This is a genomic window from Halobacteria archaeon AArc-dxtr1, from assembly GCA_025517425.1.
Taxonomy (GTDB): Archaea; Halobacteriota; Halobacteria; order Halobacteriales; family Natrialbaceae; genus Halostagnicola.
The window spans coordinates 74415-98913 of record JAOPJY010000004.1; the positions used below are offsets into that span (position 1 = coordinate 74415).

A 24499-nucleotide genomic window follows, 5' to 3' on the forward strand; every position below is an offset into this window, starting at 1 on the left:
CGTCCACTGGACCCGTTCCCGGGTCACGATGTTGCGACTTTGTCGCAACGCCGATCCGATGAACGTGGCTACTGTGCCAGCTGGTGGATCGCTCGGCTCGAGAGCCGATGAAGGACGTGCCAAGCTGCGATAAGCTCAAGGGACCCGCACGGAGGGGAAGAACTTGAGATCTCCTAATGGGAATCCCTACCGCAATTGCTTCGCGCAATGGGGAACGTCGAGAATTGAAACATCTTAGTATCGACAGGAAAAGAAAGCAAACGCGATGTCGTTAGTAACGGCGAGTGAACCCGACGCAGTCCAAACCGAAGCCCTTACGGGCAATGTGGTGTTCGGACTGACTCTCATCATCGGACCATCTACAAGAAGTCTCTTGGAACAGAGCACGATACAGGGTGACAGTCCCGTATTGTAGATCAGTACGATGTGCGTCAGCTCCAGAGTATCGGGGGTTGGATATCCCTCGTGAATTTCGCGGGCATCGACCGCGAAGACTAAACACTCCTCGAGACCGATAGCGAACAAGTAGCGTGAGCGAACGCTGAAAAGCACCCCAAGAAGGGAGGTGTAATAGGGCGTGAAATCAGTTGGCGATAGAGCGACGGGGCACGAAAGGTCCCACGAGAAATGACCGAGGCGCGAGCCTCCAGTAAGAATCGTGGGAAGCCGGTGTTCCGTCGTACGTTTTGAAAAACGAACCAGAGAGTGTGCCTGTTTGACGAGTCTAACCTGTTCATCAGGGGAGGCGTAGGGAAACCGATATGACCGCAGTGCTTTGCACCAGGGTCACCGTGTTCAAGCGCGGGGAGTCAAACGGGCACGACCCGAAACCGGACGATCTAGGCGTGGACAAGGTGAAGCGTGCCGAAAGGCACGTGGAGGCCTGTTAGAGTTGGTGTCCTACAATACCCTCTCGTGATCTACGTCTAGGGGTGAAAGGCCCATCGAGTTCGGAAACAGCTGGTTCCAACCGAAACATGTCGAAGCATGACCTCTGCCGAGGTAGTTCGTGGGGTAGAGCAACGGATTGGGAGATCGCACTCCGAGAGGAGTGTGCCTCCCTGTCCAACTCCGAACCTACGAACGCCGTCGACGCAGGGAGTCCGGTGCGCGGGGTAAGCCTGTGTACCGTGAGGGAGACAACCCAGAGCTGGGTTAAGGTCCCCAAGTATGGACTAAGTGCGATCGAAGGTGGTCTCAAGCCCTAGACAGCCGGGAGGTGAGCTTAGAAGCAGCTACCCTCTAAGAAAAGCGTAACAGCTTACCGGCCGAGGTTTGAGGCGCCCAAAATGATCGGGGCTCAAGTCCATCACCGAGACCTAGCGGCGCGATTCACATCGCGATCCTGTAGGTTGGCACTCCGTTCGGGTGGAAGCACGGAATAGATTTCGTGTGGACCGTGCGGTGAAGAAAATTCTGGTCATAGTAGCAGCGTTAGTCGGGTTAGAACCCCGACGGCCGAACGAGTAAGGGTTCCTCAGCAATGCTGATCAGCTGAGGGTTAGCCGGTCCTAAGTCAGCCCGTAAGTCGAAGCTGACAAAAGGGAAATAGGTTAATATTCCTATGCCGGTGTGCAGTAAAAGTCGACGCTTTGGGGCCGCCTCAGCCGGGCCTTCGCCCGGTCGAACCGTCCAAGTTCGTGGAAGCCGTAATGGCACGAAGCGAATGAATGTCGGGATAGCGCAAGTGAGGTCAACCTGGAGCCCGTGAAAAGACGAGCACACTGTCCGTACCGAGATCCGACACAGGTACTCGTGGCGGCGAAAGCCAAGGTCTGTCGGGAGCAACCGACGTTAGGGAATTCGGCAAGTTAGTCCCGTACGTTCGCAATAAGGGATGCCTGCCTCGCGAAGAGGCAGGTCGCAGTGACTCGGGCGCTCCGACTGTCTAGTAACAACATAGGTGACCGCAAATCCGAAAGGACTCGTACGGTCACTGAATCCTGCCCAGTGCAGGTATCTGAACACCCCGTACAAGGGGACGAAGGACCTGTTAACGGCGGGGGTAACTATGACCCTCTTAAGGTAGCGTAGTACCTTGCCGCTTCAGTAGCGGCTTGCATGAATGGATCAACGAGAGCGCCACTGTCCCAACGTTGGGCCCGGTGAACTGTACGTTCCAGTGCGGAGTCTGGAGACCCCCAAGGGGAAGCGAAGACCCTATAGAGCTTTACTGCAGGCTGTCGCTGAGACGTGGTCGCCATTGTGCAGCATAGGTAGGAGGCATTACACAGGTACCCGCGCTAGCGGGCCACCGAGCCATCATTGAAATACTACCCGATGGTGACTGCGACTCTCACTCCGGGAGGAGGACACCGGTAGCCGGGCAGTTTGACTGGGGCGGTACGCGCTTGAAAAGATATCGAGCGCGCCCCAAGGTTTCCTCACCCGAGTCGGAGACTCGGGAAAGAGCGCAAGAGCATACGGAAGCCTGACAGTGTCCGGCACAACGACGGACGCTGACGCGAAAGCGTGGTCTAGCGAACCAATTAGCCTGCTTGATGCGGGCAATTGCTGACAAAAAAGCTACCTTAGGGATAACAGAGTCGTCACCCGCAAGAGCACATATCGACCGGGTGGCTTGCTACCTCGATGTCGGTTCCCTCCATCCTGCCCGGGCAGATTCGGGCAAGGGTGAGGTTGTTCGCCTATTAAAGGAGGTCGTGAGCTGGGTTTAGACCGTCGTGAGACAGGTCGGCTGCTATCTATTGGGGGTGTTACGGAATCTGACGAGAACGTTCGTATAGTACGAGAGGAACTACGAATGGGTGCCACTGGTGTACCGGTTGTTCGAGAGAGCACGTGCCGGGCAGCTACGCGCCACGGGGTAAGAGCTGAACGCATCTAAGCTCGAAACCCACTTGGAAAAGAGATTCCACCGAGACCACTCGTAGAAGACGAGTTCGATAGACTCGGGGTGTACGCACCGAGGCAACGAGGTGTTGAGCCCGCGAGCACTAACAGGTCAAGCCACACAATCATACTACATCGCATTGGATCCGTGATTCGAGAACGGGTCCGGGCGCTAACTGGACTACACTTACATACGGTCATACCACCGATATTGGCATCGTCGTGGTTCGATTCCACGAATCGGCGTTAAGGCGGCCACAGCGGTGGGGTTACACCCGTACCCATCCCGAACACGGAAGTTAAGCCCGCCTGCGTTTCGGCGAGTACTGGAGTGGGAGACCCTCTGGGAAATCCGATTCGCCGCCTCCACTCATACTGCGATCCACATCGGATCGCTGCAATTACCCTCGCACAGTGACGACGCTGTGCGGGGGTTTTTTGCGTGTATGGATCGGCCATACCGCTACGCTTAAACAATCACAGTTGCTACTGACACGTGCGCCAAGGTGGCAGAGTCCGGCCGAACGCAGCGGCCTGCAGAGCCGCCCACCGCCGGTTCAAATCCGGCCCTTGGCTTACATCAAAATCCTCACAATCCAATCGCGGTTGGGAGGTTCAGTCGCGCACTTCCGCGGCTGACGAAGCTGTTTCCCATACTTCTGAGCGACGCGACCAATCCGATTTCATGAGACAGTGATCGCGCCGGCTCTCTCTATGAGGGTACACGATCGCTCGCAGATGTGGGTTGGCACGACGAGTACACACTTGCCTGGAAACCCAACTTCACGAGATCTTCTCGCTGTTCAAACTGCGGGCGGTGTTGTGGTACTTTCGAGGGTCAGGCCGGGGGTTTGGAGCCGTCAAAGGTAACTCCGACCTCTGAGGAGCGTATGGTACCACTGTCTCGACTGCGCGACCGATCTCATCCAGGAACAGCACGATATCGATGACCGCGCGAAAGCCGAGCACGAGGTCCGGTGGGAGCGATTGCGATGATGTTCACTGGTTAGTACTCGTGAGTGCCGAGATCCTGCTCGCTTACCGTGCAGGCTACTTGTTCATATTGCGGCGACGGTTCACCGCCCGCTATCGTGGCCTTCTCTTCGTTCGCGCCACGCACCGCTGACCAGTTCGTTGCACGGGCCGGGCGCGATTATGAACTACGCCGAGACGTTCCAGTTTGTTCGCTTCGCTCACTCACGGGCTGCGACTCGTCTAGTTCAAATCGCGGCGGCCGTTTCACTCTTCATGTCCGTTCGTCGTGAAAACGGGCCGGGCGCGATTTGAACACGCGACCGTCTGGTTAAAAGCCAGACGCTCTGCCGGACTGAGCTACCGGCCCATTATCCCGTAGTATCCGTCTATTGCGGTTAAACGTTTCTTTCTGCTGGCCCGGTCAGGACTCGTCGAGGTACGTTTCGAGTGCCTCCGCGACGACCTCTCCAGGGGGGACGCCGTCCAGCGATGCCTGTTGTCGCAGATCGCGATAGGTCGAGGCCGGAAGCGTCAACTCGATCGTGCCCAACCCGACGTCGCAGTCGGCCAGCGCGCGATCGATGGGGTCTCCGTTGTTGACGGCGCTTGCGACGCTGCGAACCTGGCGCACCGTCAGGTCTCCGTCGAGTGTCGCCCAGGCCAGAAGAAGGCGATACTCTCCGCTAACCCGAGCGATGTGTTTGGCCGCCGTCGGCGCGATTGCACCGAGGGCCACCTGTCTGCGGACCGATCGCGGCAGATCGTGGACGCGGGCCCACTTGCGGATGAACGAGACGTTGGCGTCGCCACCGGCTCGCTTCGCTGCTGCCTTATACGATCCTTCGCCGCGGACGAGAGCTGCACAGGCCGCTGCTCCTCGGAGCATATAGAGGTGGTCTTCTGCCCCGGTCCCGGCTGCGAACTCCCGGACGGTCTCTGCGGCTCTGGCAAGGCTCTCGGCGTCGTCCGGATCGAACTGGACTGCCTCGCGTGCTCGCGTCCCGGCGACAGACTCGTCGCCGCGGATGACGGGCGCGCCGACAGGGGACTTTCGATCGGTCGGTATCGGCTCACCGCTCTGGCCCTGACTGCGGTCCCCGTCTCGCGTCCGGTCGTCGCTCATCGCTCCCTCTTTCGAGCCGAGCCGTCAAAAGTGCCCGTATCGCGTCACTCCTCGCGTTGTTCAGCGAGGTGTTCCCAGATTTCCGTACAGCCAGCGCCGACCTCGACGTCGTCGAGATGGGCGTCATCCCGTGGATCGTCGTCGTCCTCGTCTGGAGGCTCCATCGTACACTTCGCTCCGTCAGTCATGTGTCCTCCATTTGCTTCGCAGGTCGGTCGTTTCGTTTGGCTGTCGACTCATATCTCCCCGTTCGAACGGTATGTGCATAAGTTCGTTTTCCCAAGCAATCAATACCCGTACTCACCCGTACCGGAATGGATAGCCGCTATCTCGGTTTCCGACGCGTCGCTGAATCAGCTCTCTCCGAGGCTTTGGCACTGATTAGTATCACCACGACGGTAATCCTTGCACAGGTCAACGCTGAAATAGCCGCTCGCACTGATCGACACGTATGGCCATCGCACTGCGGACACTCGATGACGGCGCGTGGATCAGCGTCAACGACGCTCGACAGGTGAGCGTAAGCGACGTCTGGACGCTCTCGCGTGGCGTCTTCTGTGATTGCGAGCCAGCCTACATTTTGCTCGAGGGGTTTTACGACGTTAGCGTCGACGGCGCGATCGTCTTCGCCGGTGCAGTGGGGCAGTGCCTCGACTGTGGGACGCGCGACTCCATCGACCAGCTTCCAGTGGGACGTCTCGTCGACGGTGAGTTCGAGCCTTACGACCCCGCTGGCATTCAGTCGACGCTCGAACCCGAGTCATAACGTTACCTCCCTGTCTGGAGGTCGACTCGAACCGTCCCACTACAATGAGGCAACAATATCCGCTACGCGGTAGCTCCGGGGGTAACTGACGAAACACGTCGGGGTTTACGTGATCAGTGCATGGCTAGGGACAACGATGCCTACCGACGTCGAGCAGTGGAAGGACGAACTATACGGGACCGATATTCGTGCCGAGATCGATCGCTTCGCCGAGGCGGGCTGGGAGTCGATCCCTGAAGACGAGCGAGACGCGTGGTTCGAGCGGTTCAAGTGGTACGGTCTGTACCACCAGCGAGCCGGCCAGGAGTCGTACTTCATGCTCCGGGTCGGGCCGCCAAGTGGCATTCTTGAACCCGGACAGTTTCGCCGACTCGTCGAAATCGCCGACGAGTACTCTCGCGGCCCGGTCGAGAACCCCGAGTTCGGGAACGGCTGGCTCGACGTCACCACACGCCAGGCGGTCCAGTTTCACTGGATTCGACTCGAGGACGTCCCGGATCTCTTCGACGATCTCGACGAGGTAGGTCTTTCTGCCGTTCAAGCCTGCGGTGACTCGTGGCGAAACATCGTCGGCTGTCCCGTCGCCGGCAAGGACAAACACGAACACGTCGACGCCCACGAGTTTGCTCACGAACTCAACGACACGTTCAAAGAAAACGAGGCACACTCGAACCTCCCACGGAAGTGGAAGGTCTCTGTCACGGGGTGTGACGAGGGCTGTGGCCAGGGCGACATCAACGACCTGGCGTTCGAACCGGCCCGTAAGGAGATAGACGGCGAGACGGTCACGGGCTACAACGTCCGCGTCGGCGGTGGCCTCTCCCGAAACGAGCCGCGCTTTGCACGCAACATCGACGTCTTCGCCACGCCGGAGCAGGCCGTCGAGGTCGCAGGCGGTATCTCTGCACTCTTTCGCGACCACGGCGACCGCGAGAACCGGTACAACGCCCGAATCAAGTTCCTCGTCGACGAGTGGGGTCCGGAGAAGCTCCGCGAGATCCTCCAGGAGGACTACGTCGACTTCGAACTCGAGACGGCTGGGGAAGACCTGCGCGATTCGTACAGCTACAACTCCGGCAGCGGCGACGGGAAGCAAGACCACATCGGCGTTCACGAGCAAGCCGACGGCAACTACTACGTTGGCTTGAACGTCCTCGTCGGTCGCATCGGCGTCGACGAAGCTTACGAGATCGCAGACGCCGCCGAGGAGTACGCCTCCGGCGAGGTCCGACTGACCCAGCGCCAGAACATCATCCTCACCGACGTGCCCGAGGAGAATCTCGATGACCTCCTCGCCGAACCCGTCTTCGAGACGTACAGTCCGGACCCACACCCCTTCCAGCGCGGCTCGATCGCCTGTACCGGCACCGAGTTCTGCTCGCTCTCGATCGTCGAGACGAAAAATCGCCAGGTGCGCTTTGCGCGCTGGCTGAAAGCGAACGTCGACCTTCCCGACGGCGTCGAGGACTTCCACATCCACCTCTCGGGCTGTACCGCCTCCTGTGCCCAGCCCCAGATCGCGGACGTCTCGCTGCGGGGCATGAAGACCCGCAAGAACGGCGAACCCGTCGAAGCCCTCGACATCGGTCTCGGCGGCGGGCTCGGCGAGAACCCGCAGTTTGCCTCCTGGGTTGCCGAGCGGGTCGCCGCCGACGAGGTTCCAGGCGCTATCAAGAACCTGCTTGCGAACTTCGAGGCGGCCCGCGACGGCGAGGAGAGTTTCCGTGAGTTCGTCGAGGCTCGCGACGACGAGGACCTCGCTGACCTCATCGAACCTGAGGAGACGAGCTACGAGGATCCGTTCCTCCACAACACGAAGCGGACCTGGTACCCCTACGCCGAAGAGGACGACTTAGACGCCAGTCCTGCGCCTGCGAAGGCAGACGGCACGCCAATCCCGTCTGACGACTGATCTCGCAGTCGTTTCTCTATCCTGGTTACGGTATCACTGGCGCCGGGTCTAAGTGCACTCGACACCGTCTTCGACTATGGCCGACCGACTGATGAAGGTAAACGCCTACACGACGCTCGATCTCGTCGACGCGACTGTGACGGGACACGATTTCGAGACGACGTCCGTCGCCGTCGTGAACGCGACTGCGCCCCGCGAACAGCCGGACAGCGTACGCCTCCAACTCGAACTCGACAACATGACCGAACAGCACTTCCCGGCACATATGGAGGAACTCGAGTTGACGCCCGAGCAGGCTCGAACGCTCGCTGACGACCTCCAGAAGCACGCCAATCGCGTCGAGGACGAACTCGCCGAGTGACGCTCCGAACGCACGGACGTACCGTTTTTTGTCGCTCGGGCCCGATACGGTCTGTATGACGACTGTCGATCCGTCGGCAGCTCCCGACCGTTCGATTCGGGGGGCCGAGCGAGCTGATCTGCTGGGGATCGTCAGGATCGAGAACGCCTCGTTCTCACAGCCCTGGCCCTATGACGCCTTCGAGAGCTTCTTAGCGGAGCCGGGGTTTCTGGTCGCGACGGAGGGTGGTCGGATCACCGGCTACGTCGTCGCCGACGTGACGCCCTCGCTTGGCTGTCGGCTCGGCCACATCAAGGATCTCGCCGTCCACCCGGACCGGCGTGGAACCGGGATCGGTTCGACGTTGCTTGGTCGAGCACTCGTCGTTCTGGCGGCCCACGGCGCCACGTCAGTAAAACTCGAAGTTCGACCCTCCAATGACGGAGCCAGATCCCTCTACCGTCGGTTCGGATTCGAGCCGACCCGGCGACTCGACGGCTACTACGGCGACGGCGAGGATGCTCTCGTGATGGTTCGTGACCTCGGCTGACGCCGTCGGGCGCATCCGTTTTGGGGCTCGCGTTCGAATCAACCAGTATGGGATACGCCTGTCCGGTCTGCGATGTCCAGGAGGCAGACGCAGTCCACCTCGCGAACCACCTCGCCGTCACCGCCTCGCTGGGCCGCGAGGAGCACCGCTCGTGGCTCGACGATCACGCCCCCGACTGGCAGGGGTGCAGTCCGGCTGAACTCGGAGAGATCGTCGCCGAGTACGCTGACGAAGTCGAGACGCCCGAATTCGAACGCGGTCCCGGCCGATCTCCCTCGATCGACGCCGCACACCAGCGCGGCTCCGAACGTCCACACCCCGAATCCGATACCGATCTGGATCCGGAGGCTGCTGCAGTACTCGAGGAGGCTCGAGAGCTGACCCGGCAGCGACAGTCTGCTGATGGTTCCGGTACTACTGTCTCCGACGCCGACACCGAAACCGAGTAACGCCCGGAGGATCACCCGTTCGCATATGCACACGACAGGGACGTTCGATCCGGCCTCGATGAAAGCGGCTCGTGAGCGATACGCCGAGGTCGGCCCTGCAGCCCAGACGGTCGTCCGCGAGGTCGCCCGCACGATGGAGTTCGATCGCCAGGAGTACGACGACCGCGTCTCGAGCGACGTCGTCGAGACGGCCCGAGACGCACTGTTTGCGAGCCTACTCTCCGTCCACGTCGGAACGCGCGAGGAGTACGAGGCGTGGCGCGAAGAGTACGACGGCGAGGTCGTCGAGGCCGGCCACGAGGCCGTCGACCGCGTCGTCTGGCACGCCGGCCCCGACGGTGAGGCCGTCGCGGCAACGTTCCAGGAGGAAGAAGACGCTGCGATCGCGACGCTGCGCCGGCAGGCGTTCGGACGGCTCTACCGAGACGAACTGTAGCTCGCCGATATCGATCTGCAGTCTCCTCACACCGCGCACGAAGCGCTACCTATTCCAGCGCTCGATTCTCATTCCAACCGATGACAGACGCCGACGAGTGGTCTCTGATCGACGCCGAAACCGAGTACGAGACGGGCTGGTACGATGGCGGATACGATCTGGTCGAACAGCCCGACGGCAGCAAAAAGCGCTACTACTGGGCCGATCTGCCGCCGGCGGTCGTCGTCGTCGCGCGCCTCGATGCCACTGCTGTCGAGCGCGTCGATGCCGACACCACACCGTCATCGGACGCCGACACTCCAGCGTCCGGCGATCGACTCCTGTTCGTCGAACAGTACCGGCCCGCGATCCGCGAACACCACCTCGAGCTTCCGGCTGGCATCGTCGAAGACGGCGAGTCCTACACCGAGGCGGCCGCCCGTGAACTCGAAGAAGAGACCGGATTCTCCCCTTCGAGTACCCTCCTCCTCCAGGAGTATGCGGTCGCGACGGGCGTCTTGCGCCACGATCGCGCAATCGTGTACGCTGACGGACTCGTCCCTGGCGAGCGCGATCTCGATGGGAACGAGTTCCTCGAGGTGACGACGGTGCCCGTCGAGGACGCACTCTCTCGCGCCCGCGAGTCGCCGGCCAACGACGCGACGCTCAGCGCGCTGTTGCTCGCGAGCGAGGACGGCCTTCTGTAGCCGTACTGCCGGGGTCTGTCGGCGGCACTTCCCGGATCCGTGTACTTTTCCTCTCCCCCGTTCCAAACACGGACGATGGACGGCGAGATCTCCCCGGCCGAGGTACACGAACTGCTCTCCGCCGACGAGGACGTCTGCATTGTGGACATCCGTGACCAGCACAGCTTCGAACGGAGCCGAATTCCGGGCAGTCAGAACCTCCCCTTTCACGAACTCTCCGGCCGCGTGGATGAGCTCACAGACGAAGACCACATCGTGACCGTCTGCCCGCACGGCAAAGCCAGCGTGCAGGCGGCTCGGCTCGTCGGCTCCTACGAGGGAACCGCTGACGCCCGCGTCGAGAGCATGGCTGGCGGACTCGAGGAGTACGGCATCCAGTTTGGCCTTCGACGCGAGGACGACGCGCCAGCCGAGGAGTCGGCAGACGCGGATGCGCCCTTCTAGCCGAGGTTGAAACTGGCCGCAGTGTACGCTGTGAAGTTTGTTTACAGCGTGAGAACACTGCTCGCGGCGATCGGTCGACGAGAACACCAGTCCGATCGCTCGGGCGTACGTGGTGAAGAGTGGATCGCGCGGTTCGGAAGCCGTCTCGGCTTAGACGGGTATCAGGCGACGTTGAAGCCGCGATCCCGAAGGAACTCCTCGATGCGCCCAGTGTGGTTCCCCTGTAACTCGATGTGACCGTCCTCAACGGTCCCGCCACAGGCAAACTTGGACTTCAAGTCCGAGGAAAGACTATCGAGATCGACGTCCTTCGGATCGAACCCTTCGACGATCGTTACCTCCTTACCGTATCTGCGCTCGTCAATGCGGATGGTGAGTTGCTGTTGTCCCTTGGCCACGTCTTCACAGACGCAGAGTTCCTCGGGCAGCCCGCACGTCGAGCAGACTTCCGACATTACGTTCGTTCGTACGAAATGGGCATATTAAACACTATCGGGACCTCGGCTCGTCGCCCATGCCCAGGACGACGATCCATCCCAGCGAACTCGGGACGTGGGACTGCTCGATGGTGTGTTCGCAGAACGATACCCCAGCGTGGACACTTACAGGCGCTCGACGTTCGTCGCGCGCGGTCCCTTCTCGGCCTCGACGATTTCGAACTCCAGCTCTTGGCCCTCCTCCAGATCGGGGCCGCCGATGTCCTCCATGTGGAAGAACACGTCGTCGTCTGCGTCGTCGGTTTCGATGAATCCGTAGCCGCCAGTGTCGTTGAAGAACGCGACCGTACCTTTCGCCATTGCGTTCGACTAGTCCCCCGATACGTGCTTAAAACTTCTGTCAACGATGTATCTGGTCCGGCAATTCTCCCGATTAGTGGCCGCTCACGCCGGATACGCCGTCTTCGTAGTTTTCAATCCCAGTCCGTACACGCCGGACAGTGCGGTTCGCTGTCCCGGTACCAGACGCGTTCAGTTCGTTCGCCACACGCTGTACACGCGTACTCACCCCAGGCGTACGTCGGAGACGGCTCCTTGACGTCGGCCGGGACTCCGTCGGCGCTCTCCGTCTCTTCGCTCGGCCCCTCGTCTTCGCACGGCTCCCCCTCGTCGTCGCGCGACGAGGCGAAGTCGGAGAGGGTCGCGTCGTCGGTCACGCGCCGACGTACGTCCGGGCCGCGCTTAACCGCACCGACCACAGATCGTGTCCGTCTCCGCTCCTGGCCACCGGCTGACGATCCGTCGAATCGGCACGGCCAAGTACCGGCGATCACAATCTGCGTGTATGACCGCCGTGCCATTCAACATCATTGTCGACAACATCGTCGAGATGAACGAGTACCTCACCGACGTCGCGATGGGCGACGGGCTCTCCTTGCTGTTGGTCGCCGTCGGCTCGATTCTGATCGCGTTCAGCCTGGGCGTCTTCGGTCTCCTCTCGCTTGGCGCCGCCGCCAGCCTCGTCACCTCGGACTGAGCGCCCTCCACAGTTGTTCGCGCGCTACTCCTGTGCCAACTCGAGCGCCTCGCTCGCGCGAGAGATTGCGTCGTCGAGATCCGGCCCGAGTGGCGAGCCGACGACGATTCCGTCGACGTGTTCGAGTGCGGCCGCGAACTGATCGGCGACCGTCTCGGTCGTGCCGGCGATACAGAACGCGTCGATCATCGCCGGCGTGACGCGCTCGAACGCCGTTCCCAGGTCGCCACGCTCTAGGGCCTCGCTGACGTCGGCTGCGGCCTCGCGGTCGATGTCGTGGCGGGCTAACACCGGCTCGGCCGCCCCACCTGCGATGAACGCCACCGGCGGACGGGCGGCCTCTCGGGCCGCGTCCTCCTCGGCGGCGACGCTGACGCTCGCGAACGCGAGTGCCGTGAACGATCCGCGGTCGTCGGGGCGTTCGTCGAGTCCCTCTGCGACGCGCGCTGCGGACCACTCCAGATCTGCGGGATGGGATGCGTTGATCAGCACACCGTCGGCGTACTTCGCGCTCATCCGTAGCATGTGTGGCCCCTGTGCGCCGACGTAGACTGGAATCTCGCTGGGCTCGAAGTTCAGCGAGGCGTCCGTCGCCTGGAAGGTGCCGTCGTGATCGACGGCCTCACCGTCCCACAGCTCCCGCGAGACGGTCATCGTCTCGAGTACCCGCCGCAGGGGACGCTCGCGCTCGATTCCGAGTGCCGCCAGCGCCGACCGGTCGCCGGCGCCGACGCCGAGCATTCCTCGCCCACCGGAGACCTCGTCGACCGTCGCCGTCTGGGCGGCGAGTTTCACCGGGTGGGTCTCGTAGGGGTTGACGACGCCTGGCCCGACCTGAATCTCCTCTGTGGCAGCGGCCATCTGCGTACACGCCACGAACGGATCGCGGTTGAAGTAGTGGCTGCTCGCGAACGCGGCGTCGAAACCTTCGTTTTCGGCCAGCACGGCCAGTTCGGCCACGCGCTCGACAGGGTGTTCGGGTGTGAGTTCGATTCCGCTTCGGATCTCCTCGCCGGCTCTCGCGCCATCATCGTCGCTCATGCACTCACCTTCCACTCCCAGCCACGAAGCGCTTGTCGTATGAGGTCGTCGTCGACCTCGCGAAAGAGCTCGTCGCTGCCGTCGAGATCGCCGAACGCCCAGTCGCGGACGACGACCGCGGGGATGCCGTCGGCACCCTCGCCAGCGACGAGATTCGCGGCCGACGCCAGCTCGTCGACGACGGACTCGACGGTGACGCCGAGCGCTCGCCCGTCGCGGTCGACTTCGCCCCGCCAGTCGCGGCTCGCCGGTATTCCCGCCCAGCCCAGCGCGACGCCGCGTTGCCCGTGGCGAAACGGTCTGCCACAGGTATCTGTCACGATCACGGCGACGTCCTCTATTCCGCGCTCTGTGAGTCCCGCACGGATTCGCTGGGCGCTCTCCGTCGGTTTTCGGGGGAGCAACAACAGATCGTGATCGGGGACGTTCGAGCGGTCGATTCCGGCGTTGACACAGATGTGGCCGAAGTGAGTCTCCGTCAGCATGAACGGCGCCTCGATCAGCAGCTCGCTGCTCTCGGCCAACACGGCCTGGGCGAACCGCGGGTCCTTCTCCTCGCCGGCAATTTCGCCGATTCGGGTCGCGAGCTCGCGGGCGCGAGCGCTAACTGGATAGTCTGCCAGATCCGCCGTCCGCCCCTCGGCTTTCGAGACGACGGTGCTCGCGACGGTGAGCACGTCGCCCGACTCGAGGGCGGCCCGATCCGCGATCAGCGCGGCGAGATCGTCACCGGGGCGGATCTCGGGCAGGTCCGCCACTGGTGTCAGTTCCATACCGGAGGGTAGGCGAGTGCCCTAAAAAGCGCACCGTCACCGGAGAATGGAGTCGCGATTCGGTCGGCCTACCGCCGGCTCACTCCGCGTCGCGGTCGGAGTACTTTCCCGCGTCTCGGTCGGCCTCGTTCGCCTTTCGGTCCCGCTCTCCCGGATCGCCGTGACCGCCCCCGCCGGGCGTCCGGACCGTCACCGTCGTCCCCACCAGCGCGTCGACGGTTGTCTTCGCCGGGACGACCTCGCCGTCGATCAGGTTCTGCCCCGGTGCGCCGTCTCTGCCGCCAGCCACGCCCCTCGGCGCCCGCTGCCGGCGCTCGGTCAGCAGCGAGACCGTCGCGTCCGCTTCGAGGGTGACTGCCCGCTCCAGCCCGAGTCCGCCACGGTACCGCCCCTCACCGCCGCTTCCCGGTCGGAAGGCGTAGCACTCGACCCGCAGCGGGTACTCCGTCTCGAGGGCCTCGATTGGGGTGTTCAACGTGTTCGTCATGCCGATCTGGACGCCGTCCATCCCGTCGCGGTCGGGGCGGGCGCCGAAGCCGCCGGCGATCGTTTCGTAGTACGTAAAGGAGCCGTCCCGGGCGCCGATGGTCAGGTTGTTCATCGTGCCCTGACTCTGGGCCGGGACGCGATCGGGTGCGGCCGCGGCCAGGGCGGCGAAGACGACGTCGGCGACGCGCTGGCTGGTTTCGACGTTGCCGCCGACGACTGCGGCAGGCGGCTCCGGGTTCAGCAGCGATCCCGCGGGCGCCGAGACCGTGACGGGATCGTAACAGCCCTGGTTCGGCGGAATTTCGGGGTCGGTCAGACAGCGTATGACGAAGTGGACTGCGCTCTCTGCCACCGCCAGCGGGGCGTTGACGTTGCCCGGAACCTGGGCGGCGGTGCCCGCGAAGTCGACTGCGATCTCGGTGCCGTCGATCGTCACCGCGACCGTGATCTCGATCTCGTCGTCGGTGACGCCGTCGCCCTCGAGGACGTCCGTCGCCTCGTAGGTGCCGTCCGGAAGCGCCGCGATTTCGGCCGCGACGCGCTCGCGGGAGTAGTCGATCACGGCGTCGAAGCCGGCGCGGACGGTCTCGGAGCCGTGCTCTGCGAACAGCTCCGCGAGCCGTTCGTCGGCGCGCTCGTTGGCCGCCCGCTGGGCGCGCAGGTCCGCCCGGCGCTCCCTCGGATTGCGAACGTTCGCCAGCAGGAGCGACCGGACGTCCTCGCGGGGCTCGCCGCCCGCGACCAGCCGGACGGGCGGCAGCCGCAACCCTTCCTCGTGGATCTCCCGCGCCCCGGCCGGCATGCTGCCCGGCGTCGCCCCGCCGACGTCGGCGTGGTGGGCCCGCGAGACGGCGTAGCCGACGATTTCGGCTGTCGTGGTACCTTCACCGCCTCCACTATCGCCGTCAGTCCCTTCCCGCGCCGTGAGCGGCGAGACCATCGTCACGTCCGGCAGGTGGGTTCCGCCGGCGAATGGATCGTTGAGTACGAAGACGTCACCTGGCTCGGGGTCGCGCTCGCGGACGGCGGCCACCGCTGCCGGCATCGCCCCGAGGTGGACGGGGATGTGCTCTGCCTGGGCGATCAGTCGCCCCGCGGCGTCGAACAGCGCGGTCGAGCAGTCCCGGCGCTCCTTGATGTTCGGCGAGTACGCCCCGCGGATCAGCGTCTGCCCCATCTCCTCGGCGATTCCCTCTAGCTGATTGCGCAACACCTCGAGGGTGACGGGGTCGATCTCGTCGTCGTCTCTCGCATTCTCGCCTGCTCCCCTCCCACCATCTCGAGTCATTGCTCCACCTCCGAACTCGCGACGACCGTGCCGTCGGCGAGTATCTCGCCGGTCCAGCCCGGCGGCAGCACCGCCGTGCTCTCGGCCTGCTCAAGGATCGCCGGCCCGGAAACCGTCGCCCCCAGCCCGAGGCGGTCGCGGTCGTAGACTGCCGTCTCGACCGTCCCGGCGTCCGGGAACGTCGCCTCACGCGTTCCGAGGCGGGCTGCCTCGCCACCATCGTGGCCGATCGGCGGCGTCGAGCCCGGAATCGTCGCCGTCGCCCGGAGGGTGACGACCTCGACGGCCTCGTCCATCCGATAGCCGTAGGCGCGCTCGTGGGCGGCGTGGAATCGCTCTGCAACCGTCGCGGGGTCGAACGCCTCGTCCGCGGAAACGGTCAGCTCGAAGCTCTGGCCGGCGTACCGGCAGTCGGCCGCGCGCTCGATTCGGGCGCGATCCGGGTCCGACGCGTCCGCGAGGACGTCTGCGACGAGGCCGTCGTAGATCCCTTCGATCCGATCCGAACCGTCCGTCTCGAGGGCGACGCCCACCGTTCGGGCGGCGTCGTGGCGCTCGTCGGCCGCGAGCAGCCCGAACGCCGAAAGGACCCCGCCGGGTCGTGGGAGGACGATTCGGTCGACCGAGAGCGCGTCGGCGAGCGCCGCCGCGTGCATCGGCCCCGCGCCGCCGAAGGCGACCAGCGCCAGATTGCGGGGGTCGTGACCGCGCTCGACCGTGACGGAGCGAATCGCCCGCGTCATCGTCGCGTTCGCCACGCGGTAGACTCCCTGGGCCGCCGCGCGCGCCCCCTCGAGCCCGGCTTCGTCGGCGAGTTCGGCGAGGGCGTCACGGGCCGCCCCGACGTCGAGGCGCATCGAGCCTCCCAGCTCGGTCTCCGGACCGATGTAGCCCAGGACGACCGCCGCGTCGGTGACCGTCGGCTCCGTCCCGCCCCGGCCGTAGCAGGCCGGACCGGGCTCTGCGCCCGCCGATCGCGGGCCGACCCGCAGCGCGCCGCCGGCGTCGACCCGGGCGATCGAGCCCCCGCCTGCCCCAACCGTCGTCACGTCGACCATCGGCGTCCGGATCGGTATTCCGTCGATCTCGGCCTCGGTCGTCCGCTCGGCCCCGCCCTCTCGGACGAGGCTCACGTCGCTCGAGGTGCCGCCCATGTCGAACGTGATCTGGCCCGCGGTATCGTCCCGGCTCTCGCCGCCGGCAGTGTCGCCCCCGGCGATCGCCCCGGCCCCGACGACGCCCGCTGCGGGCCCCGACAGCGTCGTCGTGACGGGAGTGGTCCGGACGGTCTCGGCATCGGCGGTGCCGCCGTTTGCTCGCATGATTCGCGGCGCCGGTAGCCCCACCTCGGCGGCCGCCTCGACCAGCCGGCCGACGTAGCCGTCGATCGCCGGCCGGACGTAGGCGTCGGCGGCGGTCGTCGCCGTCCGCTCGAACTCGCGGAACTCCGCGAGCACCTCGTGGGAGACCGAGACGGGAACCGACAGCTCCTGGCGGAGAATCTCAGTCGCGACGCGCTCGTTCTCGGGCTCGGCGTAGGCGTGGAGGAAGCAGACCGCGACGGCCTCGACGTCCCGTTTCCGGAGGTCGGCTGCGATGGCGCGGATCTCCTCGGGATCAATTGGCTCCTCGATTCCCTCGGGTGTCGCCCGTTCCGAGACGCCGATCCGGCGGCTCCGGGGGACCAGCGGCGCGGGTTTCTCGGCGTCGAGATCGTACAGCGAGGGGCGGTTCTGCCGGCCGATCTCGAGGACGTCCCGAAAGCCCGCAGTCGTGACGAGCGCCGTCCGCGCGCCGTCGCGCTCTAACAGTGCGTTGACCGAGACGGTCGTCGCGTGGGCGAAGTCGTCGACGTCGGCGGGCTCGATTCCCGCCCGGTCGCAGGCCTCGGCGATTCCCTCGCGGACGCCGACGTGCTGGTCGTCGGTTGTCGGCACTTTCGCGGTCACGAGCCGGTCGCCGACCGAGAGCGCAACGTCAGTGAACGTCCCGCCGACGTCGACGCCGACGCGGACATCGGCGCTTCGAGTCTGTTCGGTTCCCGGTGGACGGACGGACCCGTCTGCAGCCTCCTCGCGTGCCATTGATACGTGTGCTCTGGCCGCGTGCGTCTTAACGTTCGTCACTCGCCACGAAGCCACGGCGGTACCTGGCTCATCTCTCCCGTCGGGACGGGCGACGCCGCCGCTCCCGAAAACGATTCACGCCGGGCGGCCGTCCGATCGCCCATGAGCGACGACGGTGATGCGCACGCGCTGGAGGAGACCCACGTCGTCACGGCCTTCCTGCGAAATCGTGGCGAAGTGTTGCTGGCGCGGCGCAGCGATGCAGTCGGAACGTATCGGGGACGGTGGGGCGGCGTTTCGGGCTTCGCCGAGGGCGACCCCGACGAGCAGGTGCTGGCCGAAATCGAGGAGGAAACTGGCCTCGGGGAGGCGGCCAATCTCGTCCGATCGGGGCGTCCAATTCGGGTGACCGACGACGAGCTGGGTCGCGAGTGGGTCGTCCACCCGTACCTGTTCGACTGCGCCACCCGCGAGGTCGCGCTGAGCGAGGAACACGACGCAGCCGAGTGGGGTTCGCCGACGGCGATCCTCGATCCGGCCGACGACCGGGAGACGGTGCCCGGCCTCTGGACGGCCTACGAGCGCATCGCGCCGACGGTCCGGACGATCGCGGCCGATGACGAGCGCGGGGCCGCCGCCCTCTCGATCGCGGCGCTTCAGGTGATTCGGGACCGCGCCGGCCTCCTGCTGGCCGAGCGCGCCGACTCCGGGGCGAGCCCAGCCGACGAGCGCGAGGAACTCGCCGCGCTCGCCCGCCAGCTGCTCGAGGCGCGCCCGGCGATGGCAGTCATGCGAAACCGGGTGAACCGCGCGATGGCCGACGCGCTGGGGGACGAGGAGCCGGGCGAAGACACTTCGACCGACGACCCGACCGCCCGCGGCGCTCGGGCGGTCCATCAGGCGGCGCTCGTGGGAATCGACCGCGCCCTCACCGCCGACGACGACGCGGCCGCAACGGCGGCCGAGCGGATCGACGGGCGCGTGGCAACCCTCTCGCGGTCGGGGACGGTGCTGGCCGCGATCCGGGAGGGCGAACCGGCACGAGTCTTCGTCGCGGAGTCCCGGCCGGCCGACGAGGGTGTCGCGGTCGCCGAGGAACTCGCCGGCGATGGGCCGCCGGTGACTCTCCACACCGACGCGGCCGTAGCGCACGTCCTCGCGACCGAATCCGTCGACCGCGTGGTGGTCGGTGCTGACGCGATCCGCTCTGACGGCGCGGTGGTGAACAAAGCCGGCACGCGGGCCCTCGCGATCGCTGCTGCTCGGGAGGGAGTTTCGGTCTCGGTTGTCGCGGCTACCGACAAGATCACTCCTCGTGAGGAACTCTCGCTCGAATCCGGCCCACAGAACGCGGTTTACGACGGGAACGCGACCGTCGACGTCCTGAACCCGACGTTCGACGTCACCCCGACAGACTGCGTGACGGAGTACCTGACCGAGCGCGGCGCGCTTGACGTAGACGGCGTGGCGGCCGTCGCCGACGAGCTGCGCTCTCTCGAGTCGTGGACCGAGCGCATCGACTGACGACCCCAGAAAGCGACAGACGGAAAGTCCCGGCCGTCGTACCCGCCACCGGGGCGGCCGTGACGAACTGTTACCCCCACCGAGCCCCGTGTGACGAGGGACTTTTCCCGAGCCGCCCGATTTCGATCTGAACGTTCAGGTGCACCTGCTCCCTAGCGCCGAGCATGCGACTCGATATCGATCGACTCGGCGTCCACGATTCGGTCAGCGAGCTGTTTCCACCAGCCGAACTCGTCGATCTCCTCGCCGAGATGGACGAGGTGATCGTCACGCCCCACTGTGCGGGGTTTACGCGTGACTACGCCGGCGACGTGGCCGATCTCGCCCGCGAGAACCTGACGCGTCTCGAAGCCGGTGACGATCTCGTCAACCGGGTCGTGTAGGGTCTGTCGGTGCGGTCGCTGGTGACTTCGGACGTACCCGTCTCACACCTCTCTCGTCCGCAAAAATGGGAGGACCGACCGCTTATTCGTCGTTGTTGTCGTCAGCGCCGTTATCGTCGTCGGCGCCGTTCTCTTCGTCATCATCGTCGACGTCGTTGTCGTCGACGTCCTCCTCGTCATCGTCATCGTGCTCGTCGGCCGGCACGATCCGACTGACGTACCCCTCGCCCTCGATGGTGGAGGAATCGCTCGTTAGCACGTACACCTCGCCGTCGTCGTCGCGGCCGAAGGCGTTGACAAACTGCTGCATCATGCCGTCGTCGGCCAGCTCCTCGTCGTCGCTCTCGACCGTGAGCTCTTCCATCTCCCAGAGGTCGACCTCGTCCGGCGGGTGGTACCGTTCTAAGTCTTCGTCGCCGACGCCGTTCTCGTCGTCGTTCTCATCCTCGTCGTCGACATCGTTCTCGTCGTTGTCGGCGTTATCGACGTCGTTGTCGTCGTTGTTCTCTACGTCGTTGTCGTTTTCATCGGCGTCGTTTTCGTCTTCATCATCATTTTCGTGATCCATCCACTCCTCGTCTGGATGGGCGATGAACAGCCGACCGCCTTCGCCGCCGTCCCAGCTCCAGTCGCCGAAGATGTACGTGTCCTCGAGGTCCTCGACCTCGCTTCCCTCGTACATGTAGCCGCCGATGATCGCGGTTCCGATACGGTCGCGATCGTCGCCGATCGTTCCGGCTTCGTCGTACTCGTCTGCGTACCGGCCCATGTCTGCCTCCTGTGGGTACTCGAGGACTGGACCGAGCAGGGGCTCGCCACCGCGGGGCTCGGTGACGTCGTCGTCGACCGAGTCGGGGCAGTCTTCGGGCGGCTCCTCGGGGGTGTCCGGATCGAAGCAGTGAGTCCCTTCCCAGGGATTCCACGCGTAGTTGCCGCCGGCCTCGACGTGGTTGACGATCTCGAACAGCGCCTGTCCCACGTCGCCGGTTAGCAACTCGCCGTCCTCGAAGGACATCCGCCACGGGTTTCGCAGTCCCCAGGCCCAGTACTCGGGTAGCTGGCCCTCGTCTTCGTAGTCGACCAGCGGATTATCGTCGGGGATGCCGTAGTTGCGCTCGTCGTCGCCGTCGTCGTCGACGTCGATCCGCAGGATGCCGCCGAGGAGGTTGTGCTCGGTGTCCTGGCCGTTTCCACCCTCGATCTCGTCGTACCAGTCCTCGACGTGCCCCTCGTCGGCGTCGCCTGCGCCGCCACCGTCGCCGGTGGTGACGTAGAGGTAGTCGTCGGGACCGAACCGGATCGGGCCGGCGTTGTGGTTGAACTGTGGCTGTGCGATCTCGAGGATAATCTCCTCGGAGTCGGGGTCGACCTCCGTATTGTCGTCGTCGGTCGTCTCGAATCGAGACAGCCGGTCTAAGTGATCGACCTCTTCGGGAACCTCGGTGCCGGGGGCGCCGTACTCCGGCTCATCGCCTTCGGCACTATACCGCACGAAGATCTGTCCGTTCTCCTCGAATTCGGGGTGGAACGCGAGCCCCAGTAGCCCTCGCTCATCGAAGTCGTCGTCGAGGTCGACCATATCCTCTGGGGTGTCGAGGAAGATGTTGTTGTCATTGTCGTCAACGTCGTTTTCATCGTTCTCGTCGGCGTCGTTATCGTTCTCATCGGCGCCGTTCTCATCGTCCTCGACGTCGTTGTCGTTCTCGTCGTCCTCGACGTCGTTGTCGTCGACGTCCTCGTCCTCCTCGTCGTCATCGTCGACGTCGTTCTCGTCGTGGATATGGATCTGGCCGGTCTGATCGACGATGAACAGCCGGTCGTCGCCCTCCGGGACCTGGAGGTCGGTGGGCTGATCGAGCCCGTCGGCGATCGTTTCGAGGGCCACCGTTGGCCCCTCACCGAATATCGCGCCGTTGTCGTCGACGTCCTCGTCGTCATCGTCGACGTCGTTCTCGTCGTCGTCCTGTGCCACTGCTGTCGGTACGCCCAGGGCAGCCACAGCAGTACCGGCTGCGGCTCCCTGAAGCATCGTTCGCCGTCGAATCTCGGAAATATCTCGTTCTGACATGGTTCGTATGTTCTCGCCACTCGTTCGATTGTGCTCGCTTTCCGCCCCGGCGCGTTCGTTGGTCGACGTTCAGCGACCAGCTCCCGATCGGCTCTGCCGGGTGCTCTAAATACCGTCACTGCGCTGAATAAGCCGCCAGCACCGTTCCCTCCCACAATTCCGACTTGAACGCAATCGGGTGTGGGTAATCCCGATTTGCCGGCAGGTGGGACTATCCGCTCAGTGGAAATGCCCTGACAGCGGCGCCGTTCGTCTGTTTCGAACCACAGTGCTTCTCACGCTGTTGCCTGTCTCCTCGGGCCAGTCTCTGCGGAGAAATAGATCCTTTTTTTCGGGCCAGCGTCGACCGTCCGTTGCAATCTCCGAATTCTCGGGAAAGGTTTTTATACACCGATGCGACCGGCCTGCTTGCTTAAAAGAATTTGAACAGATCGTCTCGCTGCTGCTCGTGGAGGTGTGACCGGACGGCATCGTACAGGGGGTCGAGCTGTCCCCGCTTCGCGCTGATTGGTGCGATGGTCTCTTGCCACTGTTTCCACGGCGGGAGCAGTCCGAGGCGGTCACAGAGTTCGTCCAACCGCTCGTCGCGGTCGTCGACCTTGTCCATCTTGTTGACCGCGACGACGGTCGGGACGTCCAGTTCGCGCAGGAAGTGAAACATCTCGACGTCGTAGGGAATCGACTCGGGCCCCGAGTGACGGTCGATGATGTCGATGACGCTCTTTCCGTCGACGACGAGGATGGCCACGAGGAGTTCGTCGGCGTGATCCTCGAGATAACGTACGATGGCGGTCTTGATATCATCCTGGCGATCGGACTCGACGCCACTCATAAAGCCGAAGCCGGGGAGATCGGTGAGTACGAAATCTTCCGGTGCCCAGTCGTAGTGGTTTGGCTGCCGGGTGACGCCCGGCTTGCCGCCGGTCTCGAACGTGTGCCCCGTCAGTTCGCGCATGAGCGTCGACTTGCCCACGTTCGAGCGACCGACGAGGGCGACCTCCGCGTCGCGATCCGGGCGAGTGTCGAACATACCGGTATCGTTGGTGCGGCGACGGTAATAAGGGCCGCGGCGTGTCCGTGTCGGAGTTCGCCGGTTTCGACCGAAACGCCGAGGCGCGTCGCCGAGTTGGGCCTCCCACCGGAATTATTATTTCCCCGAACCGTCTCTCGCCGGTGTGCGGCTGGTACAGCTGACGGTTCCGACCGGATCGCGTCAGGCGATCCTCGAGACCTTAGACGAGCGGGGGATCGATTACGTCGTGAGCGACGAGACCAGCGACCGAACCTACAACGCGGTGGTCTACTTCCCCCTCCCGTCGGCTGCCGTCGAACCTGTCCTCGATGCCCTGCAGGATCAGGGGATCGACGAGGACGCGTACACGGTGGTCGTCGACGCCGAGACGGTCATCTCGAGTCGTTTTGAAGAGCTTCAAGCGGAGTACGAGAGCGGCGACGTCGAGTCCGATCGCATCTCGAGACAGGAACTGCGTGCGGAAGCCGAGTCGTTGACGCCTTCCTTTGGCATCTACGCGACGATGACGATCGTGAGTGCGATCGTCGCGACCGCCGGACTCTTACTCGACTCGCCGGCCGTGGTGGTGGGATCGATGGTGATCGCCCCTCTGATCGGTCCGGCACTGGGGGCGAGCGTCGGGACCGTGCTAGACGACGAGGAGCTGTTCACGAAGAGCGTGAAGTACCAGCTACTCGGCGTCATCCTCGCGATTGCAGCCGCCGCGATATTCGCGTTCGCGGTCAGGATGGGAAACATCGTTCCGCCCGGGCTCGACATCGCGGCCGTCGACGAGATTGCAGAGCGACTGACGCCCGATCTGCTCTCGCTTGCGGTCGCGCTCGGCGCCGGCGTCGCCGGAATCGTCGCGATCTCGACCGGGATCGCGGTCGCGCTCGTCGGCGTGATGATCGCGGCGGCGCTTATCCCGCCCGCGGCAGCCGCAGGCGTCGCCATCGCGTGGGGACAGCCGAGCGCGGCTATCGGCGCGACCGTCCTCGTGCTGGTCAACGTCCTCTCGGTGAACCTCGCCGGACTGCTCACGCTGTGGTACACCGGCTACCGACCGGACGACTTCTTCCGGATTGGCACTGCAGAAAAGCGAGTTCGACGGCGCGTCGTCGGGCTCGTCCTCATCGTTCTCGTCTTCGCCGTCTTTCTCGGCGGAATCACGTTTGCCTCGTACACGGCCGGGACCTTCGAGGAAAACGCCCGCGACGAGGTCGAACTGGTCCTCGAAGAGGAGGAGTACGCCGAGTTCCAGTTGCTCGATCTCTCGGTCGAACTCGACGACAGCTATCCGTTCCGTAGCCCCGAGCGGGTCGTAGTCACGATCGGTGGTCCCCCCGGCGTTGACGCCCCGGAGCTGGTCGACGAGATTCACGAACGGGTCGTCTCCCAGACTGACGAGGACATCACGGTCGAAGTCCGGTACGTCGAACGCGCCGTGCGGTAAGCGGAGCGCTATCGCCTACGAATCCGCTTTTTGATTCGTCGGAGCCGTTTTACGGTATCCGATCCGTGCGCCTCAGTGGGCTCTTCCGTGACGTCGTCCGACTGCTCCGTGGAACCATCCGATTCGCCGACTGCGATCGTCGACTCCGCCGCGGTCTCGTCCTCGGATCCTCCGCGCCGGAGCCGTCGTCGAATCCAGGTCCGCGGACCGCCGATGCGCGCTAAAACGTACGTCGGCGCGTAGGTGACGACCGCGCCGAGTGCAAAAAAGAACACGCCCAACAGGACGTCTCCGGTGCTGACGTACGCGATCCCGAGATAGAATATCGGGCCGGCCATCGAGAGCCCGGCTGCGTACTGCAACATCGCGAACAGTCCCGGACCCCTCATTCG

Annotated in this window: 23 protein-coding genes, 2 tRNA genes, 2 rRNA genes and 1 pseudogene; 15 read left to right on the top strand and 13 right to left on the bottom strand. The window is 64.2% G+C overall.

Annotated features, from left to right (window positions below; genetic code table 11):
• Window positions 1-59: 59 nt before the first annotated feature.
• The 3 genes from OB905_13645 to OB905_13655 all read left to right on the top strand — a co-directional run bounded on the left by OB905_13645 (window position 60) and on the right by OB905_13655 (window position 3429).
• Window positions 60-2979, top strand: a 23S ribosomal RNA gene (locus OB905_13645).
• 121 nt (window positions 2980-3100) lie between these two features.
• Window positions 3101-3222, top strand: a 5S ribosomal RNA gene (rrf, locus tag OB905_13650).
• A 131-nt stretch (window positions 3223-3353) separates the two neighbouring features.
• Window positions 3354-3429 (top strand) — tRNA-Cys (locus OB905_13655).
• Window positions 3430-4121: 692 nt separating this feature from the next.
• Here the strand turns inward: OB905_13655 and OB905_13660 are convergent.
• From OB905_13660 to OB905_13670, 3 genes are all read right to left on the bottom strand, one after another.
• Window positions 4122-4195: transfer RNA gene (locus OB905_13660), tRNA-Lys, on the bottom strand.
• A 54-nt stretch (window positions 4196-4249) separates the two neighbouring features.
• Entirely contained in the window at window positions 4250-4951 is a 702-nt protein-coding gene (locus OB905_13665; protein MCU4927012.1) for a hypothetical protein, read from the bottom strand.
• 44 nt (window positions 4952-4995) lie between these two features.
• Window positions 4996-5139: a hypothetical protein gene (locus OB905_13670; GenBank protein MCU4927013.1), complete on the bottom strand. Its 144-nt coding sequence runs from the start codon at window positions 5137-5139 to the stop codon at window positions 4996-4998.
• Window positions 5140-5402: 263 nt separating this feature from the next.
• On the opposite strand from OB905_13670, the gene OB905_13675 reads away from it, so the two are divergent.
• From OB905_13675 to OB905_13710, 8 genes are all read left to right on the top strand, one after another.
• Window positions 5403-5717: a hypothetical protein gene (locus OB905_13675; GenBank protein ID MCU4927014.1), complete on the top strand. Its 315-nt coding sequence runs from the start codon at window positions 5403-5405 to the stop codon at window positions 5715-5717.
• A gap of 136 nt (window positions 5718-5853) precedes the next feature.
• Window positions 5854-7629, top strand: coding sequence for a ferredoxin--nitrite reductase (locus OB905_13680; GenBank protein MCU4927015.1), 1776 nt, complete (start codon window positions 5854-5856; stop codon window positions 7627-7629).
• A 76-nt stretch (window positions 7630-7705) separates the two neighbouring features.
• Window positions 7706-7990, top strand: a complete 285-nt coding sequence (locus OB905_13685; GenBank protein MCU4927016.1) for a DUF6360 family protein — start codon at window positions 7706-7708, stop codon at window positions 7988-7990.
• A 55-nt stretch (window positions 7991-8045) separates the two neighbouring features.
• The gene (rimI, locus tag OB905_13690; protein MCU4927017.1) at window positions 8046-8519 is read left to right on the top strand and encodes a ribosomal protein S18-alanine N-acetyltransferase; all 474 of its coding nucleotides are present in this window, start codon (window positions 8046-8048) and stop codon (window positions 8517-8519) included.
• A 47-nt stretch (window positions 8520-8566) separates the two neighbouring features.
• Window positions 8567-8968 (top strand): DUF5810 domain-containing protein, encoded by a 402-nt coding sequence (locus OB905_13695; protein ID MCU4927018.1) that lies wholly within the window; start codon window positions 8567-8569, stop codon window positions 8966-8968.
• 25 nt (window positions 8969-8993) lie between these two features.
• Window positions 8994-9404 (top strand): DUF5809 family protein, encoded by a 411-nt coding sequence (locus OB905_13700; protein ID MCU4927019.1) that lies wholly within the window; start codon window positions 8994-8996, stop codon window positions 9402-9404.
• An 80-nt stretch (window positions 9405-9484) separates the two neighbouring features.
• A complete protein-coding gene (locus OB905_13705) occupies window positions 9485-10090 on the top strand; it encodes an NUDIX hydrolase (GenBank protein ID MCU4927020.1) in 606 nt (201 codons plus the stop codon).
• A gap of 75 nt (window positions 10091-10165) precedes the next feature.
• Window positions 10166-10534 (top strand): rhodanese-like domain-containing protein, encoded by a 369-nt coding sequence (locus OB905_13710; protein MCU4927021.1) that lies wholly within the window; start codon window positions 10166-10168, stop codon window positions 10532-10534.
• A gap of 161 nt (window positions 10535-10695) precedes the next feature.
• Here the strand turns inward: OB905_13710 and yciH are convergent, their stop codons facing one another.
• The 3 genes from yciH to OB905_13725 all read right to left on the bottom strand — a co-directional run bounded on the left by yciH (window position 10696) and on the right by OB905_13725 (window position 11687).
• Window positions 10696-10989 (bottom strand): stress response translation initiation inhibitor YciH, encoded by a 294-nt coding sequence (yciH, locus tag OB905_13715; GenBank protein ID MCU4927022.1) that lies wholly within the window; start codon window positions 10987-10989, stop codon window positions 10696-10698.
• 147 nt (window positions 10990-11136) lie between these two features.
• Window positions 11137-11331, bottom strand: a complete 195-nt coding sequence (locus OB905_13720; protein MCU4927023.1) for a cold shock domain-containing protein — start codon at window positions 11329-11331, stop codon at window positions 11137-11139.
• Window positions 11332-11444: 113 nt separating this feature from the next.
• Window positions 11445-11687: a hypothetical protein gene (locus OB905_13725; protein MCU4927024.1), complete on the bottom strand. Its 243-nt coding sequence runs from the start codon at window positions 11685-11687 to the stop codon at window positions 11445-11447.
• A gap of 128 nt (window positions 11688-11815) precedes the next feature.
• On the opposite strand from OB905_13725, the gene OB905_13730 reads away from it, so the two are divergent.
• A complete protein-coding gene (locus tag OB905_13730) occupies window positions 11816-12007 on the top strand; it encodes a hypothetical protein (GenBank protein ID MCU4927025.1) in 192 nt (63 codons plus the stop codon).
• Window positions 12008-12031: 24 nt separating this feature from the next.
• Here OB905_13730 and OB905_13735 read toward each other — a convergent pair whose 3' ends face one another.
• The 4 genes from OB905_13735 to OB905_13750 all read right to left on the bottom strand — a co-directional run bounded on the left by OB905_13735 (window position 12032) and on the right by OB905_13750 (window position 17682).
• On the bottom strand, window positions 12032-13048 hold the full coding sequence (locus tag OB905_13735; protein MCU4927026.1) for a 5,10-methylenetetrahydromethanopterin reductase: 1017 nt from the start codon (window positions 13046-13048) through the stop codon (window positions 12032-12034).
• The gene (locus OB905_13740; protein ID MCU4927027.1) at window positions 13045-13821 is read right to left on the bottom strand and encodes a coenzyme F420-0:L-glutamate ligase; all 777 of its coding nucleotides are present in this window, start codon (window positions 13819-13821) and stop codon (window positions 13045-13047) included. Before OB905_13740 ends, OB905_13735 begins: the two co-directional genes overlap by 4 nt.
• Window positions 13822-13900: 79 nt before the next feature.
• Window positions 13901-15598 (bottom strand): hydantoinase B/oxoprolinase family protein, encoded by a 1698-nt coding sequence (locus OB905_13745; GenBank protein ID MCU4927028.1) that lies wholly within the window; start codon window positions 15596-15598, stop codon window positions 13901-13903.
• The gene (locus OB905_13750) at window positions 15595-17682 is read right to left on the bottom strand and encodes a hydantoinase/oxoprolinase family protein (protein MCU4927029.1); all 2088 of its coding nucleotides are present in this window, start codon (window positions 17680-17682) and stop codon (window positions 15595-15597) included. Before OB905_13750 ends, OB905_13745 begins: the two co-directional genes overlap by 4 nt.
• Window positions 17683-17826: 144 nt before the next feature.
• Here OB905_13750 and OB905_13755 point away from each other — a divergent pair, with 144 nt between their 5' ends.
• A complete protein-coding gene (locus OB905_13755) occupies window positions 17827-19188 on the top strand; it encodes an NUDIX domain-containing protein (GenBank protein MCU4927030.1) in 1362 nt (453 codons plus the stop codon).
• Between the two features lie 242 nt (window positions 19189-19430).
• Window positions 19431-19571, top strand: a pseudogene (locus OB905_13760) (D-2-hydroxyacid dehydrogenase).
• An 82-nt stretch (window positions 19572-19653) separates the two neighbouring features.
• Here OB905_13760 and OB905_13765 read toward each other — a convergent pair.
• Window positions 19654-21639 (bottom strand): PQQ-dependent sugar dehydrogenase, encoded by a 1986-nt coding sequence (locus OB905_13765; protein ID MCU4927031.1) that lies wholly within the window; start codon window positions 21637-21639, stop codon window positions 19654-19656.
• 412 nt (window positions 21640-22051) lie between these two features.
• Window positions 22052-22669, bottom strand: coding sequence for a GTP-binding protein EngB (gene engB / locus OB905_13770; GenBank protein ID MCU4927032.1), 618 nt, complete (start codon window positions 22667-22669; stop codon window positions 22052-22054).
• Between the two features lie 145 nt (window positions 22670-22814).
• Between engB and OB905_13775 the strand changes: the two genes are divergently transcribed.
• Window positions 22815-24107: a TIGR00341 family protein gene (locus OB905_13775; protein ID MCU4927033.1), complete on the top strand. Its 1293-nt coding sequence runs from the start codon at window positions 22815-22817 to the stop codon at window positions 24105-24107.
• An 8-nt stretch (window positions 24108-24115) separates the two neighbouring features.
• On the opposite strand, the gene OB905_13780 is transcribed toward OB905_13775, so the two are convergent.
• Window positions 24116-24496 carry a hypothetical protein gene (locus OB905_13780; protein ID MCU4927034.1) on the bottom strand — a complete coding sequence of 127 codons (381 nt, stop codon included), beginning with the start codon at window positions 24494-24496 and terminating at the stop codon, window positions 24116-24118.
• Window positions 24497-24499 lie beyond the last annotated feature (3 nt).